The sequence below is a fragment of the Enterobacter sp. D2 genome, from assembly GCF_034427575.1.
Taxonomy (GTDB): Bacteria; Pseudomonadota; Gammaproteobacteria; order Enterobacterales; family Enterobacteriaceae; genus Enterobacter; species Enterobacter cloacae_M.
In genome coordinates this window covers 1,586,598-1,601,366 of the sequence record NZ_JAXQPP010000001.1, presented here as the reverse complement: position 1 = coordinate 1,601,366, position 14,769 = coordinate 1,586,598, and the positions used below count along the sequence as shown (strand labels likewise).

The following is a 14,769-nucleotide window of genomic DNA, read 5'->3' as shown; positions in this document are numbered from 1 at the left end:
CGGATACTCCAGTTTCATGCCGCAAGCACTTTATTGCGTCCGTCATTTTTAGCGCGATACAGCGCATCGTCCACACGCTTAAACAGCTCGTCAATACTCTCTCCCTGATTGTGCCGCGCCACGCCAATGCTGACGGTAAACCGCGGCAGGCCCGGAATCGTAATGCGGGCAACGGCTGCGCGGACTGACTCGGCAATCTGCATCGCGGTATCGAGAGAGGTGCGGGGCAGCAGGATAACGAACTCTTCGCCTCCCCAGCGGAAGACCATATCGCCCTCCCGACTACAGGCTTCCAGCGTCCGGGAAAGGGCGATAAGCACCTCATCGCCTTTCAGATGGCCGAACAGGTCATTAATGTTTTTGAAATGGTCGGTATCCACCAGCAGCAGGCTAAATTGCTGCTGCGCGGGAAGTGTATTCAGGTTGCTTTGATCGGTAATCGCGTAGAACTGGCGCCGGTTGAGTAACCCCGTCATGGAGTCACGTAACGCCGCATGTTCCAGCTCCTGCTCCAGCCTTTTTTGCTCGGTGATATCGTGGATGATGCACAGCATCAGCTTGTCGCCGTAGATCTCAATGGGCCCGGCATACGTCTGAACGTGGCGGGTGGATCCATCGGCAAGGCGGTGAACAAAATTGAGCGGCTTATGACCACCGGGCAGCGCGGCAATCGCAGTCATAATGGGCATCACATCTCGCCCCAGCGTATTGATTTCCCAGGTATGCTTACTGCACATGTCATTATGTGAATAACCATAAAAATTGAGAGCGGCCAGATTCGCATCGACGATTTGACCGTCGCGGGCCGGATCGATTAACAGCATCGGGGCGCTGTTGGTCAGAAAAAAGCGCGCATAAAAACCCTGCTTTTTCCGCCGGTAGGTAGCGGAACGGCTGGCCTTCAATCCTGAGAGTATTTGCTGGGAGATGCCCTCGAAAACAATCACATCGCCCCAGGGCGCGTAGTGGGCAAGCGAGAGGCGACAGCTTAACGGCGTATCCTGTCCATCCCGGCTCGTTGTCCAGATTTCGACGATCTCCGGCTCTGTTTTCAGTTCAGATACATACATCGACAGGACGGTTTGCGCACTGGCAGAGTAGATCCCTTTGCGCAGGTCATCGAGCGTTTTATCCCCCATGATCTGCGTTGCTGCCACATTCGCAAAAACGATCTTTTCCGACACGGGTGAAACGAGCCACACGGGTGTTTTAATTACATTCAACGCATCAAAACAAGGTTGCGACATAGGCGTTTCCTGTTCATCGACAACATGTGCCTGACAATCATGACAGAATTGACTCGCGTGTACTCCCTTGAAACATACTCCACTTAACCCCGTCAGGCATGATTTTTTTGAGAAATAAATGCGGGGTCCGTTTGAATTTTATTAATGGGTATAATCTGTTTGTCTGAGTTTATCTGCAGCAGTAGCCACGGTACCTGCTCGGCAGGTAAGGGTCGGGAGAAAAGGTAACCCTGCAGGTAATCGCAGCCGAGACGGGTGAGAACCGCCTGCTGTTCTTCCGTCTCGATCCCTTCTGCCACCACATTCATCTCCATGGTCCGGGCGATACTGATAATGGTTTCAACCAGCTTGTAGCTTTTTTCATTTTCCAGCATCGACGTGACAAAGCTTCTGTCGATCTTGAGCTCTTTTGCCGGAAGCACGCTCAGCATCAGAAGGTTGGAATAGCCTGTACCAAAATCATCAATCGAGACAACGATCCCCGCGTGATTAAACGCATTGAGCAACTCAATGCTGCGGTCGAGATTTTTAAGCGCGGTGCTTTCCGTTACCTCCAGGATCAGCCGGGACGGAGACAGGCTATATTTTTCCAGCATCGACGAAACGATCTGGAAAATATCCGGCTGTTCAAACTGGATGGGGGATAGGTTGAGCGACAGCGTCCACTGGCTGAAACCTTGCTCAGTCCAGAAATGAAGCTGTCGGCATGCCGCTTCAATGGCCCAGTTACCTACCGGAATAATTAAACCCGTTTGCTCCAGGGAGGGGATAAACAGATTAGGCAGTACAACCCCTTGCTCAGGATGCCGCCAGCGCAGAAGGGCTTCAAAACCGTGAATGGTTTTATCTCCCGCATGCCAGGTTGGCTGGTACCACAGCTCAAACTGATCGCGTTCAAGCGCCTGCGAAAGCTCCTGCAGGAAACCGGGTTTCGCCGGGATCGCCGTTGACATCTCGGCCCGGTAAATCGCCCAGCCGTTGCGGCCCTCTTCTTTGACGCGATTTAGGGCTGCATCCGCCTTGAGCTTCAGCTCGTGCAGCGTTTCGCCATCCTGAGGGTAAAGGCTGACGCCCGCACTGATCGTTGTGCTTAGCGTGTGCCCACAGACAGACAGAGGGCGTCGCACGTCTTCAAGCAGCGCGGTGACCAGGGCGTTGAGCCTGTCGTCGTCACATTCCGGCACCTGCAGGATAAAGGCGTCGCCTCCCAGCCTTGCCAGGGTCATCTCACGCGTGAGCCGGGCCGTGATGCGCTGCGCGACCGCGATCAATAACTCATCACCGACGCTGTGACCCCACGTATCGTTAACGCGTTTGAAGTGATCGACGTTCAGGAAAATAACCGCAAAGGGCTTTTTGCTCAGCAGCGCACTGCGCAGACAGTCCTGCATGCGGAGATCCATCTGGTGGCGGTTTGCGAGCCCGGTGAGCGCGTCAAACCGCGCCTGTAGCTCAAGCTGGCGGTTGAGCTGATGCAGATTATCCGTCAGCCGGCTGGTGCGCCGGTGGGAATCGATAAGTGAGATGATTAACATCACCCCGAGCAGGCAGAGCGTGGTGACTGAAACCCAGATGGATAACCCCAGCTCGCCGATCCCGCCCGGGAGGGTATGCGCCATTTCCTGAAACTGCGCGGCACTCATGCCGGTATAGTGCATCGCACAAATCGCGGCAGCCATGACGAAAGCCGCGATAATGCGATCGATAAAAACGCCTTTGCGTTTATCCCGCAGACGAAAAGCCAGCCACAGCGCCGTGCCGGAGGCAACAACGGCAATAACCACGGACAACCCCACGAGGCGGCTATCCCAGATGATGCTGCCATCCAGCATCAGGGCCGCCATACCGATGTAGTGCATCGACACCACGCCAGCGCTCAGGATCGCCGTGGCAAAGATCAGTCGAAAGGGAGAAAGTTTTTTGCCCGCGACGGCAATATTAAGTGCCGTGGCCGATGCAACCACCGCGACGCCCAGTGACGCAAGGGTTAACCAGAGGTCGTAGCTCATCATCATGGGCATTTGCATCGACAGCATGCCGATAAAGTGCATCGACCAAATGCCAATGCCCAGCGTGACCCCGCCGGCAATACGCCAGAAGAGGGCAGCCGTTCGGCTGGAGAGGGGGATCTTTCCGGCGCTGTCCAGCGCCACAAAGGAGGCGATAAACGCCACCAGATAAGAGATAGCGATTAACACAGGGTCCCACGATATATTGAGCATTATGCAGTCCCACGCCTGAGAGGGTTACCGATTTCGCCTGCCGGGTACATCTTTATCGGGCAACGAACATGCGCATTTAAACCATATTAGTTATTTATCGTGAAAAATGACCAGTCATATTAATACTCTAAAACTTATTAAGAATATAAAATATATTCTCTTGTTAATATATTAAGCATTGCTAAACAAGAACGAATAACAGTAGCAAAGCTCCTTAAATAGGAAGGCGATCGTATCGTCTTACCGCGGGCGATACTATCGCTTAAGATGGCGGGAAACCAGTATCACAGCATGCTGAGCAAAACATTTTCACTAATACGCTTTTTTTATCTGACTTAAGACAAATCTCAGGATGCTAACGGCGAAACAAAAAACAAGCGTTGTTTGCGATGAAAAACTTCCGGGCCAATGCTATAAGTCTAAGTGCCGACCAAAATATAAAACGTGGGTATTATCATGCTAAAAAATATTAGTGTCAGGACCTTTATTATCGGGTTCCTTTTCTCTCTTTTTTTGGTAAGTGCGGGTGTCGTTGTTCTATTTTCCAGCAATACGTCTCTCTTTATTTCGCTTAATGTCATCAATTTCGTTGCGCTATTTTTGCTCTGGGTCTATATGACGAAGTATCTTGTGACGCCGATCAATACGGTGAAGAGGAGTATTGAGGAGGTGACCGCAGGTAACCTTGGCGTATCTATCCCTGAATTTGGCAATAACTGCGCGGGACGACTCATCCCCGGTATAAACAGCCTTTCCGGCAATATTGCGACGCTGGTGCGGGAGATCAGGGCATCATCGCAAACTGCTATGACCTTATCGGACCAACTCTCGGCACGTAGCGCTCAGCTATCGGTTAAAACCGAGCAGCAGTCTGCGTCTTTGGTGCAAACCGCAGCCAGCATGGAGCAAATGGCCGCGAGCACCAAAAACAATGCCGATAACACCCGCCTGGCGAGCGAGCAGGCAAATGTGGCGACGTTACAGGCGCGCAAGGGCGGTGAGCTCATGGGGCAGGTCGCCAGCAATATGCAGTCCATTACCGAATGCGCGCAGCAGATGACGGAGATTATTTCGTTGATTGACGGCATTGCGTTCCAGACGAATATCCTGGCGCTCAACGCGGCCGTTGAGGCGGCAAGGGCGGGCGATCATGGAAAGGGTTTCTCTGTCGTCGCGGAAGAGGTAAGAAACCTGGCACACCGCAGCGCGGAGGCCGCGAAGAATATCAAAACGCTGATTGAAGTCACCAGCAGTAACGTCACGCAGGGAGCCAGCGTTGTGTCACAGGCAGAGAAAAATATGCATGAAATCGTGACGGGCTCGGGGAATGTCAGCCGCTTAATGGACGAAATTTCCGCGTCAACGTCAGAGCAGGAGAAAGGTATTTCTCAGATTACCCTGGCGCTATCGGAGCTGGAGCGGGTCACGCAAAGTAACGTGGCAATGGCAGAGGAGCTCAATGGTTCCTCGGACGTACTTCGTAATCAGGTGATTGAGCTGCAGACCCGAACGCGTAATTTCAGACTTGACCAGGGCTCTCCTTACTTATTATCAGGCGGCTCGCCATCCTTCCTTCAGCGGCCAGAACACTCTCTCTGACAGTACCGTAAAGCCTGGCATGCCAGGCTTTATTAATGCCACCGGCCAGAATGTACAATTCCTGAGCGATTTCAGCGCGATGGGATACATAGTTGTTGCTTAACACCTGATGAAAGCTAGACTGACACCGAAAGAGGTAAAAAGGTGGAGGCGCTGTGGAAAGCATTAAAGGATCTGAACTAAACGTTCCAGACGCAGTTTTTGCGTGGGTGCTGGATGGCCGCGGCGGTGCGCGACCGCTGGAAGATAATGATGCGATCGATAGTGCGCATCCCTGCTGGCTACATCTGAACTACACCCACCCGGACAGCGCTGACTGGCTGGCCTCGACGCCGCTGTTGCCCAATAACGTGCGCGATGCCCTGGCGGGTGAAAGCCTGCGGCCCCGCGTGAGCCGAATGGGTGACGGGACGCTAATCACCCTGCGCTGCATTAACGGCAGCACGGATGAACGCCCGGATCAGCTGGTTGCGATGCGTGTCTACATGGACGACGGGCTCATTGTGTCGACCCGGCAGCGAAAAGTTCTGGCGCTGGATGACATCGTCAACGATCTGAAAGAAGGTACCGGGCCGGTCGACTGCGGCAGCTGGCTGGTGGACGTCTGTGACGCCCTAACCGATCATGCGAGTGAATTTATTGAAGAGCTGCACGACAAAATCATCGACCTGGAAGATAACCTGCTCGATCAGCAGATCCCGCCCCGCGGTTTTCTGGCCTTATTGCGTAAGCAGTTGATTGTGATGCGCCGCTACATGACGCCGCAGCGCGACGTGTATGCGCGTCTTGCCAGCGAAAGGCTCGCCTGGATGAATGACGATCAGCGGCGCAGAATGCAGGATATTGCCGACAGGCTGGGGCGCGGGCTGGACGAGATTGATTCCTGTATTGCCAGAACGGCGGTGATGGCGGACGAAATCGCGCAGGTGATGCAGGAGTCGCTGGCGAGAAGAACCTATACGATGTCTCTGATGGCGATGGTGTTTTTACCCAGCACGTTTCTTACCGGGCTGTTTGGCGTGAACCTGGGGGGAATTCCGGGTGGCGCTTATCGCTACGGCTTTACCGCGTTTTGCGTGATGTTAGTTGTTTTGATTGGTGGTGTTGCATGGTGGTTGCATCGTAGTAAATGGCTGTAAATTTACGCTTTTTTCAGCTTTTAACGGGATCAAAACGCTCTTTTAATTGAGCGAAGTCAATAAACAGCTACCCCGTAAGGTGCAATATGACTCCCGCAGGTGAATGCAACGTCAAGCGATGGGCGTTGCGCTCCATATTGTCTTACTTCCTTTTTTGAATTACTGCATAGCACAATTGATTCGTACGACGCCGACTTCATAGTCGGCTTTTTTTTGCCTCCTGATTTTCAGCGTCTACCCTAAAAGGGACGACAGCAAATTCTGGAGGGAATGATGAGCATCCTGAACGCTCTGCTACTGCAACAATCGCGTCAATCCGATCCCGTCCCCACCGATCCGGTGCCAATGCCCGATCCCATCCCGCGTCCGCAGCCGATGCCCGACCCGCCGCCAGATCAAGAACCGATTAAATTGTCGCATCGAACCGCGAGATCTGCGAGGATACGCGCCATCTGACCGCAAAGATGACCACGAGAGACTACTGTGACCGCTTTTTCTACCCTGAATGTTCTGCCCGCCGCCCAGCTCGATAACCTCAACGAGTTGGGTTACCTCACGATGACGCCTGTTCAGGCGGCCGCGTTGCCCGCCATCCTTGAGGGCCGTGACGTGCGCGTGCAGGCGAAAACGGGCAGCGGGAAAACGGCGGCATTCGGCCTTGGCCTGTTGCAGCATATCGATGCGGCGCTTTTTCAGACCCAGTCTCTGGTGCTGTGCCCGACCCGCGAACTGGCGGACCAGGTCGCGGGTGAACTGCGTCGCCTGGCGCGTTTCCTGCCAAACACCAAGATTTTAACCCTCTGTGGCGGACAGCCGTTCGGCGCGCAGCGTGATTCACTTCAGCATGCGCCGCACATTATTGTCGCAACGCCCGGCCGCCTGCTGGATCACCTGCAAAAAGGCACCGTCTCGCTGGATGCGTTACAAACGCTGGTGATGGACGAGGCAGACAGGATGCTGGATATGGGCTTCAGCGATGCGATTGACGAGGTGATCCGTTTCGCCCCGGCCGATCGTCAAACGCTGCTGTTCTCCGCGACCTGGCCGGAGGCCATCGCCGCCATCAGCGGGCGCGTGCAGAAAAATCCGCTCACCATTGAAATCGACAGCGTAGACGCGCTGCCCGCTATCGAGCAGCAGTTCTTTGAAACCTCGCAGCAGGGGAAAATTTCGCTCCTGCAGAAACTGCTGAGCCAGCATCAGCCTGCGTCCTGCGTGGTGTTCTGTAATACCAAAAAAGACTGTCAGTCGGTCTGTGACGCCCTGAATGCTGCCGGCCAGAGCGCATTGTCTCTGCATGGCGATCTGGAGCAGCGCGATCGCGATCAGACGCTGATCCGCTTCGCTAACGGCAGCGCCCGCGTTCTTGTCGCAACCGACGTCGCTGCGCGCGGTCTGGACATTAAATCCCTTGAGCTGGTGGTGAACTTTGAGCTGGCGTGGGACCCTGAAGTGCACGTGCACCGTATTGGCCGTACCGCGCGCGCGGGAAACAGCGGTCTGGCGATCAGCTTCTGCGCACCGGAAGAGGCTCAGCGCGCCAATATTCTCTCTGAGATGCTGCAGATTAAGCTGAACTGGATGAATGCACCGGCCAGCGCCAGCATTGTGCCGCTGGAGGCTGAAATGGCGACGCTGTGCATTGATGGCGGTAAAAAAGCCAAGATGCGTCCAGGTGACGTATTAGGGGCACTGACCGGAGATGTGGGGCTGGACGGGGCGGATATCGGCAAGATTGCGGTCCATCCGGCGCATGTCTACGTAGCGGTTCGCCATGCGGTTGCCCATAAGGCATGGAAGCAGCTGCAAAACGGGAAAATTAAGGGTAAAACCTGTCGCGTACGTCTGCTGAAATAAAGAATGAAGCGTCTCAGAAGGTGTTCTGAGACGCTAATCGCTTACTTCACTTCAAGCACGTTCAGACGCAGCTCTTCAAACTGATTGTCATCTTCTTCCGGCTGCCAGCCCGCTGGCTGCATGGGAATATCTTCCCGATCAAACGCCAGGTCCCCGCCGTTCACAATTTCTGACTCGTGGTTGATGCCTTTAAAGTCGAACAGCTCCACATCCGCGAGATGGGAAGGGACGACGTTCTGCATCGCGCTGAACATGGTTTCGATACGACCCGGATAACGCTTATCCCAGTCGCGCAGCATGTCGCCAATTACCTGACGCTGCAGGTTCGGCTGAGAACCGCACAGGTTACATGGAATGATCGGGAAACCTTTAGCCTGAGAAAAACGCTCAATGTCTTTTTCGCGGCAGTAGGCGAGAGGGCGGATCACAATGTGCTTGCCGTCATCGCTCATCAGCTTAGGCGGCATGCCTTTCATCTTGCCACCGTAGAACATGTTGAGGAACAGCGTTTGCAGGATATCGTCGCGGTGATGGCCCAGCGCAATTTTGGTCGCGCCCAGCTCCGTCGCGGTACGATACAAAATGCCGCGGCGCAGGCGAGAGCAGAGTGAGCAGGTGGTTTTCCCTTCCGGGATTTTCTCTTTCACAATACCGTAGGTATTTTCTTCGACGATTTTATACTCAACGCCCAGCTTCTCGAGGTATTCCGGCAGAATGTGCTCCGGGAAGCCCGGCTGTTTCTGGTCAAGGTTGACCGCCACCAGGGAAAATTTCACCGGTGCGCTTTGCTGAAGATTACGCAGGATCTCCAGCATGGTATAGCTGTCTTTACCCCCTGACAGGCAGACCATGATGCGGTCACCTTCTTCAATCATGTTGAAGTCTGCAATGGCTTCGCCCACGTTACGGCGCAGTCGCTTTTGCAGTTTATTCAGGTTGTATTGCTCTTTTTTGTTAATCTCTTGATTCTCTTGCATTTAGTACTACCTTCGGAGCCAGCAGGGGCAAACATTGTATGCCGCGTATGGTACGGATTCCGGCGGCGAATGCCAGCACGTTTTACTGCGGGGTTATAACTGGCGCAGCAACGCCGTTAGCGTGCGGTGTGATTTAAGGACCTCATATAGCATTTTACTCGTGTTAGTTTTCCATATTTGTTATATGACCGAGGGGAACTTATATGGCATAAGAGCGTTAAATGAACATAAAAAGGAATGACTTTATGTCGCTTTATGACCTCAAAACAGAAGCACTTGCCTTACCGGAGACCTGGCACTCTCGTGTATTGGGCCGCATTGGAACTGCAAATCTTAAAGTTTTACAAATGGATGAACGCTCAGTGATTGAAGAGGTACATGAGTATGACGAGGGGTTACTGGTCATTGATGGACGTCTGGAGCTGGGCGTGAAAGGTAAAAAAATCTCTGTAACGGCTGGACAGCTCTATATCGCTAAAGCTGGCACTCCCCATACTGTAGAAACAGGCAGTTTTGGTACACTGGTTATCATTGATTTACCAGAAACGGAAGTGGCCTCGCTTTAAGCGGCTTGCGATAAGGTCACAGATTGTCAGGATTGTTCGATGTGCTAATCCAAACTTTAATCAGACTCAACGTTATCAATCCCATCACAACGGCAACAGTGGTTACTACAATATAAGATGTCATAAAATAATCTTTTCTGGTAAGGGTCTTCATTTGACTCATTTCTTTTGCATTAGTTCCTGCAAAAAGCAAAATCTTAATGAAAAGAAGTGTCGAGTTTTAGTCAGTATTGTTTAAATAAAGATGAGAGGGTTATATTTGCAGGTTTTATAAAAAAACGCCTGCATTTAGCAGGCTTTAATAGTAAGGCATTTTTGTTTTTTTAATTCAATAGATAAAGCCTAAAAACGCTCACTGAAAATACTGGTGATTTTACTGAGGTTTTATCTTTCCTTTTGTGAAGTACAGAGAACAAGCCGGAAATGCTGATTACAAATGGATTTTTGCGGCATCAAGTATCTTCTGAGAGGTGAGTTCTCTATCAGAGGCAACGTATACAAAGTTGCGATCGCCGGTTAAAGACGGGAAACCGGCAGACATAATCTGAAGGTGTATTTCTTCACCGTCCGGATATTCTTGTCTTACGGACGTAGTTGCTTGTTGCACTGTGACAACTTTACCTGGTTTCCCATTGAAAAAAACGATTACATTCTTCATAAACCACCCTGTGTTTTTGAGATCTTTCCAAAACTAAAGCAAGCATTGTTTAGCTTTAAAGTGTATGGTGGCAGTCCGTAAAATCAGGAGATGCCTATGTCTGGACGTAAAAAAACACAATCCCATCGAAATCATTTAGTCAAATGTTCATGCCCAAATTGCTCTAAAGATTCAGAGCATAGTTTTAATCGCGTGCAAAAGGGCGCTCAACTTGTCTGCCCGTACTGCCACGTTTTGTTTAAATCTACCCAACGATTCTAAACCAAAGTTGTTGACAAAATGAGTTAACTTTGAGTTTTAGACCATTCATGCAGCAGTTCTGCACTTCATCACATTGGTTAGCGTACTCGTTAAGAAAATATGCTGACTGTTGCTATCAATAACAGTCATATAATCCAGGGCCCGTTTACTCAGGAAACCTTGTTGGTAATCACGGGCCATTGATAAACTTATCTATCTAAAAGAATTACATTTGCAGCAGAAGGGCCTTTATCGCCGCTTAGAATCGCAAATTCGACTTTCTGACCTTCAAATAGTGTATTAAACCTTTCTCCCTGCAGGGCAGAGAAACGAACAAGAACATCTTTACTGCCATCAAGGGGGGAGATAAAGCCAAAGCCTTTATCTTCATTAAACCACTTAACCAGACCTTGAATTCGTGAAGGCATAAATACTCCTTTAAAGACACTTTAAATGATAAGAAATGACTAAAACGTATGGACTCAAAAGGAGGGGATATCAGCGATAGCGCCTGGTTATGAGGACTGCGTGGTAAAATATTGTATTCGGTATTACATCGAACCAACTTAATCATTAAGGCACGGACTGAGTTGATAAGCAAACGTTATTTTAGCCATCCAGATGGCTTTCGCGGCGCATTTCCGGTCACGTTGAATCTGCTGTCAATTTTCGATAAAAAGTCGTCGGCTTGATGTTCGCCTCTGCGAGTCCGGGGCCGGAAAAAGGGTTGTGCGCATTGATCTTGTGAATATATTTGGATTAGGCTATGTATGTTCAGCACCACGCTTTTTCTTAAAATTTTATCCCATTGGAAGGGTTTAACGTGTTCAAGCTTAGCTCATCTCTACTGGCTATTTTCCTGCTGTCAGGCTGTAGCTCCGATCTGGTTCTCATTCCACCTAAACAACCCGAATACAAGTCAATGCCTGAAATAACCCAGTCTGTGACGCCAACGCAACAGCGTGCAATCATGGCCGGCGAGCGGCCAGACTGGTCAGAAAGAACCCCGATCAATACAATAAAGCGATATTAATAGACACTTATCCACCAGGGCTGCCGTTCGGCGGCCTTTTGTTTCCCCTCAATCTGGTTAGCGAGAACATTTCTGACGCCTGACATGGTAATTATTACGTTATCGACCATGCTTAAGACAATGACAATTCAATCACTTCAGCATCGTTGAAGCGGCTACTTCACTTAAATCGAGAACCCTAAATGCGCCATGCATCTATCCCCGTAGCTGCAGCCACGACAATGTTTTTGCTCGGCGTTTTTATCATTAATTTACAGGTCTGGTATTCTGCACGGGCTGATAGCCTGGCAGAGGCGCACTACGTCGTGCGGAACATGAATGTGATTCTTAAAGAAGCTCGTCATGCGACTGAGATGGCAATGCAACTTGCCGAGAATGAGTGTGATGCTGAAGGGCAATATCGGCTGGGCACCGAGGCGGCATTACAGCCTCACCTGAGAACGATCGTTATTCTGAAAAATGATGCGGTCTGGTGCTCCTCGTTACCGGGAAACCGCGTATTGTTGGTCAACAGCTCAATCCTGCCTGAGTCATCACTGCTCCTCGTCCCTTCGGCCAGTACCGTCAACGGTCTTCCGGTTCTCTTATACCAGACAATTCACGCCGGAAGCCGAATCATCGTTAGCATCAGCGATAGCCATATCCGTGATGCGCTGGATATGCCATTAAATGGCGTTGAATATTCCCTGAGAGTAGGCAATAACCTTTTAGGCCTGACAGGCGATGTTACGACGGCAGACCCTACGAAGAAACAGGTATTAACGGTAAAAGCCTCTGGTTATCCATTCTCGGTTCAATTTAACTCTCCACCTCTTTTTAGCCTTAAGAGATTATTCAATCGAGCCGGAGGCGTGGTGCTATTCCTGCTGATAATATCGTCTCTCTCTGCTTATACTCTTCAACGCTATATTTCTAAGGATGTCTCACCCGAAGAGTCACTGCGCATCGCCATTTACAGAAATGAAATTATTCCGTATTACCAACCCGTTGTGAGCGGCAAAGAGGGAACCTTACGGGGTGTGGAAGTGCTGGCCAGATGGAAGCATCCTCAATCAGGGTTTATTTCTCCCGCATCCTTCATTCCTCTTGCTGAGAAATCCGGTTTAATTATTCCTTTGACTCAGAGCTTAATGAGGCAGGTTGCAATACACATGAATGCTATTGCGACATTGCTGCCTGAAGGGTTTCACGTAGGGATTAACTTCAGCGCTTCTCATATCGTTGCGTCCACCTTTGTTGAAGAGTGTCTCCACTACAAGCGCAGCTTTACTCAACAGGATCTTAACCTTGTCGTTGAAGTGACGGAGCGTGAACCACTCGACATTGATGCACATCTCGTTAATACATTGAATGAGTTACATAACAATGGATTTGCCATTGCGCTGGATGACTTTGGTACGGGTTATTCCGGCTTGTCCTATCTGCAGGATCTGCATATTGATTACATTAAAATCGACCAGAGCTTTGTTGCCAGGGTTAACGCGAATGAGGACTCAACGCTAATCCTTGATTCGGTACTGGAGTTGGCCAAAAAACTCTCAATTAGCATCGTGGCGGAAGGCGTTGAAACAGAAGAGCAGCTCGATTACCTCACACGCAATCATATCCGGTTTTTACAGGGGTATTTCTTTTACAAACCTCTTCCTTTCAAGGAACTGGTCAAAGTTCTCTTGTCGAAGCCAAAAGTTAAGATCAGGGTGGAATAATGTTTGTTTAGTTGTTTCTGAGAAAATAAAAAGGGGGGACATCATCCCCCAAAAAATGTAGAGCATTATTGCTTTAACCACGGCAATATTTTGTTATGCATTGACCGAATGGTCAAATTAATTGTTTTCAACATTGTTTTTGAAAATATGAAGCGGATGGGCGAACTTGAATATTAGCTGCCTAACGTTTAATTTGATTCTAATCAATATTGTCGCACCCCTCTTTAGATTAATGGATGCAATACTTGTTGTTTTGTTAAAACAATGCGCTTACGCTGTGTTTTCGACGTAAGATGTTTCAGGTTAATTTTTTAAGAAAAAAATGCTGGCCGCTAAAGCAAAATGAAATAATGCTTACTTATTACCGCTGTTTAAATGTTAGCCAGTAAAGGCCCGGGGCGCAGTTTGCTTTTAGAATAGCCGTCTCACTCTGAGATTTTCGTCAGCTAGCGTATAATGCGTTATCCAAACTGTAAACACCCCGTGACTGGTGCTATGACCCTTAATCGCTTTTGTTATTTACTCCTGATTTTCGCTGCGATCGGCAGCCTTCTTACCACCCATCCTCTGTTCATGTGGTTTCTGGCGATCAACGTGATGACGTTGGTCATGTATGGCGCCGATAAAATGGCGGCGCGGAAGGGGATGCGCAGGGTTCCGGAAGCGACATTGCTGGTATTTGGCGTGACGGGTGGCTGGCCTGGCGCCATTGTCGGCCAACAGCTCTTTCGCCATAAAACCCAAAAGCAGCCCTTCAAAAGCTACTTTTTCATCAGCGTCGTCGTCAGCATCGCCATGATGGCGGCCGTTTATCATTTTTCTTCTTATTCTCTTTTATGAGCGTTGGCAGGGACCGTTGACGGTAAGGCATATCTTTAATTCATTCCTTCATCACTGCCAATAGTAGTAGGACTATTCTTAAGTGGTTGCTGTTTTTTGCACAATCTGAATAATACGTGCAACAACACGGACGACAACATCCCATGAAAATAGAATCTCTTATCCTTGCAGTGCTGGTGCTCTTTTCTGCGCCTTCCTGGTCTGCTTTTCAGGAGCGGGAATATAATACCTGGTATATAAAAAATGCGGTCCTTTATGATATGACACAGACATCGGAAGGTTTCCCTGTCATGGTGAGCGTCTCCCAGCCTGGGAGAAAATCCGCTAATTTACTGGTATCTTATATTACTGAAGGCCGCTGTGGTGAGAATAATCTGCCGCTTAATGTGAACGGTAAAGTGCTGCCCGCAAAATATAATTGTGTCCAGATAGGGAAAAACAGAATTGAACATTTTTCAGTGGTGGACGCGGAAAGCGTCAATGGCATGGTGATGCACCTGAGATCTGATTTCACTATTCTCCTGCAAAACGATATCAAAATTTGGGCGGCAAATATCAAAACACCAAAATACGGACTGGCGCCGAGATTCTAACTATGAAATGCCTGTATTACGACAGGCATTTTTTTAGGATGTAACGCAATCATTTTTAAGTTAATAGTTGTAATGCATTACTATTAAATATT

At 49.9% G+C, this 14,769-nt stretch carries 15 protein-coding genes and 1 pseudogene; 9 read left to right on the top strand and 7 right to left on the bottom strand.

From position 1 onward, the window contains the following. Nucleotides 1-14 precede the first annotated feature (14 nt). Both SPG90_RS07745 and SPG90_RS07740 read right to left on the bottom strand, forming a co-directional pair. A complete protein-coding gene (locus SPG90_RS07745; protein ID WP_126304060.1) occupies nt 15-1,247 on the bottom strand; it encodes a sensor domain-containing diguanylate cyclase in 1,233 nt (410 codons plus the stop codon). 92 nt (nt 1,248-1,339) lie between these two features. Beyond that, nucleotides 1,340-3,469, bottom strand: a complete 2,130-nt coding sequence (locus tag SPG90_RS07740) for a bifunctional diguanylate cyclase/phosphodiesterase (RefSeq protein ID WP_322408066.1) — start codon at nt 3,467-3,469, stop codon at nt 1,340-1,342. A 456-nt stretch (nt 3,470-3,925) separates the two neighbouring features. Between SPG90_RS07740 and SPG90_RS07735 the strand changes: the two genes are divergently transcribed. The 4 genes from SPG90_RS07735 (at nt 3,926) to dbpA (ending at nt 8,064) form a co-directional block, all read left to right on the top strand. After that, nucleotides 3,926-5,068, top strand: coding sequence for a methyl-accepting chemotaxis protein (locus SPG90_RS07735; RefSeq protein ID WP_045400104.1), 1,143 nt, complete (start codon nt 3,926-3,928; stop codon nt 5,066-5,068). A 155-nt stretch (nt 5,069-5,223) separates the two neighbouring features. Next, nucleotides 5,224-6,207 carry a zinc transporter ZntB gene (gene zntB / locus SPG90_RS07730; RefSeq protein WP_023312017.1) on the top strand — a complete coding sequence of 328 codons (984 nt, stop codon included), beginning with the start codon at nt 5,224-5,226 and terminating at the stop codon, nt 6,205-6,207. 282 nt (nt 6,208-6,489) lie between these two features. Next, entirely contained in the window at nt 6,490-6,663 is a 174-nt protein-coding gene (locus tag SPG90_RS07725) for a hypothetical protein (RefSeq protein WP_305089335.1), read from the top strand. Between the two features lie 27 nt (nt 6,664-6,690). Continuing rightward, complete coding sequence (dbpA, locus tag SPG90_RS07720) at nt 6,691-8,064, top strand: ATP-dependent RNA helicase DbpA (RefSeq protein WP_126304064.1); 1,374 nt, start codon at nt 6,691-6,693, stop codon at nt 8,062-8,064. Between the two features lie 41 nt (nt 8,065-8,105). Here dbpA and ttcA read toward each other — a convergent pair whose 3' ends face one another. Together ttcA and SPG90_RS22365 are read right to left on the bottom strand one after the other, a co-directional pair. Continuing rightward, on the bottom strand, nt 8,106-9,041 hold the full coding sequence (gene ttcA / locus SPG90_RS07715) for a tRNA 2-thiocytidine(32) synthetase TtcA (RefSeq protein ID WP_045400097.1): 936 nt from the start codon (nt 9,039-9,041) through the stop codon (nt 8,106-8,108). Nucleotides 9,042-9,076: 35 nt separating this feature from the next. Further along, nucleotides 9,077-9,145 (bottom strand): annotated as a pseudogene (locus tag SPG90_RS22365) (hypothetical protein); the annotation flags it as partial. A gap of 141 nt (nt 9,146-9,286) precedes the next feature. On the opposite strand from SPG90_RS22365, the gene SPG90_RS07710 reads away from it, so the two are divergent. Further along, nucleotides 9,287-9,607 carry a cupin domain-containing protein gene (locus SPG90_RS07710; protein ID WP_126303410.1) on the top strand — a complete coding sequence of 107 codons (321 nt, stop codon included), beginning with the start codon at nt 9,287-9,289 and terminating at the stop codon, nt 9,605-9,607. 16 nt (nt 9,608-9,623) lie between these two features. On the opposite strand, the gene SPG90_RS22360 is transcribed toward SPG90_RS07710, so the two are convergent. Next, complete coding sequence (locus SPG90_RS22360; protein ID WP_353511636.1) at nt 9,624-9,731, bottom strand: YnaM/YnfT family protein; 108 nt, start codon at nt 9,729-9,731, stop codon at nt 9,624-9,626. A 306-nt stretch (nt 9,732-10,037) separates the two neighbouring features. Next, the gene (locus SPG90_RS07705) at nt 10,038-10,265 is read right to left on the bottom strand and encodes a hypothetical protein (protein WP_047174835.1); all 228 of its coding nucleotides are present in this window, start codon (nt 10,263-10,265) and stop codon (nt 10,038-10,040) included. 90 nt (nt 10,266-10,355) lie between these two features. On the opposite strand from SPG90_RS07705, the gene SPG90_RS07700 reads away from it, so the two are divergent. Beyond that, nucleotides 10,356-10,526: a YnfU family zinc-binding protein gene (locus SPG90_RS07700; RefSeq protein ID WP_306792264.1), complete on the top strand. Its 171-nt coding sequence runs from the start codon at nt 10,356-10,358 to the stop codon at nt 10,524-10,526. 188 nt (nt 10,527-10,714) lie between these two features. On the opposite strand, the gene SPG90_RS07695 is transcribed toward SPG90_RS07700, so the two are convergent. Further along, nucleotides 10,715-10,933, bottom strand: a complete 219-nt coding sequence (locus tag SPG90_RS07695) for a cold shock domain-containing protein (protein WP_023312012.1) — start codon at nt 10,931-10,933, stop codon at nt 10,715-10,717. A 787-nt stretch (nt 10,934-11,720) separates the two neighbouring features. On the opposite strand from SPG90_RS07695, the gene SPG90_RS07690 reads away from it, so the two are divergent. From SPG90_RS07690 to SPG90_RS07680, 3 genes are all read left to right on the top strand, one after another. Continuing rightward, nucleotides 11,721-13,244, top strand: coding sequence for a cyclic diguanylate phosphodiesterase (locus tag SPG90_RS07690; protein ID WP_126303409.1), 1,524 nt, complete (start codon nt 11,721-11,723; stop codon nt 13,242-13,244). Nucleotides 13,245-13,739: 495 nt separating this feature from the next. Beyond that, the gene (locus SPG90_RS07685; protein ID WP_045355858.1) at nt 13,740-14,084 is read left to right on the top strand and encodes a DUF1294 domain-containing protein; all 345 of its coding nucleotides are present in this window, start codon (nt 13,740-13,742) and stop codon (nt 14,082-14,084) included. Between the two features lie 143 nt (nt 14,085-14,227). Further along, on the top strand, nt 14,228-14,677 hold the full coding sequence (locus SPG90_RS07680; RefSeq protein WP_023312009.1) for a hypothetical protein: 450 nt from the start codon (nt 14,228-14,230) through the stop codon (nt 14,675-14,677). Nucleotides 14,678-14,769 lie beyond the last annotated feature (92 nt).

Coding starts and splice junctions, on each gene's coding strand:
- SPG90_RS07710 (WP_126303410.1), top strand. CDS start 9,287: ATGTCGCTTTATGACCTCAAAACAGAAGCACTTGCCTTACCGGAGACC.
- SPG90_RS07695 (WP_023312012.1), bottom strand. CDS start 10,933: ATGCCTTCACGAATTCAAGGTCTGGTTAAGTGGTTTAATGAAGATAAA.
- SPG90_RS07690 (WP_126303409.1), top strand. CDS start 11,721: ATGCGCCATGCATCTATCCCCGTAGCTGCAGCCACGACAATGTTTTTG.
- SPG90_RS07735 (WP_045400104.1), top strand. CDS start 3,926: ATGCTAAAAAATATTAGTGTCAGGACCTTTATTATCGGGTTCCTTTTC.
- SPG90_RS07685 (WP_045355858.1), top strand. CDS start 13,740: ATGACCCTTAATCGCTTTTGTTATTTACTCCTGATTTTCGCTGCGATC.
- SPG90_RS22360 (WP_353511636.1), bottom strand. CDS start 9,731: ATGACATCTTATATTGTAGTAACCACTGTTGCCGTTGTGATGGGATTG.
- SPG90_RS07705 (WP_047174835.1), bottom strand. CDS start 10,265: ATGAAGAATGTAATCGTTTTTTTCAATGGGAAACCAGGTAAAGTTGTC.
- ttcA (WP_045400097.1), bottom strand. CDS start 9,041: ATGCAAGAGAATCAAGAGATTAACAAAAAAGAGCAATACAACCTGAAT.
- SPG90_RS07745 (WP_126304060.1), bottom strand. CDS start 1,247: ATGTCGCAACCTTGTTTTGATGCGTTGAATGTAATTAAAACACCCGTG.
- SPG90_RS07700 (WP_306792264.1), top strand. CDS start 10,356: ATGCCTATGTCTGGACGTAAAAAAACACAATCCCATCGAAATCATTTA.
- SPG90_RS07740 (WP_322408066.1), bottom strand. CDS start 3,469: ATGCTCAATATATCGTGGGACCCTGTGTTAATCGCTATCTCTTATCTG.
- SPG90_RS07680 (WP_023312009.1), top strand. CDS start 14,228: ATGAAAATAGAATCTCTTATCCTTGCAGTGCTGGTGCTCTTTTCTGCG.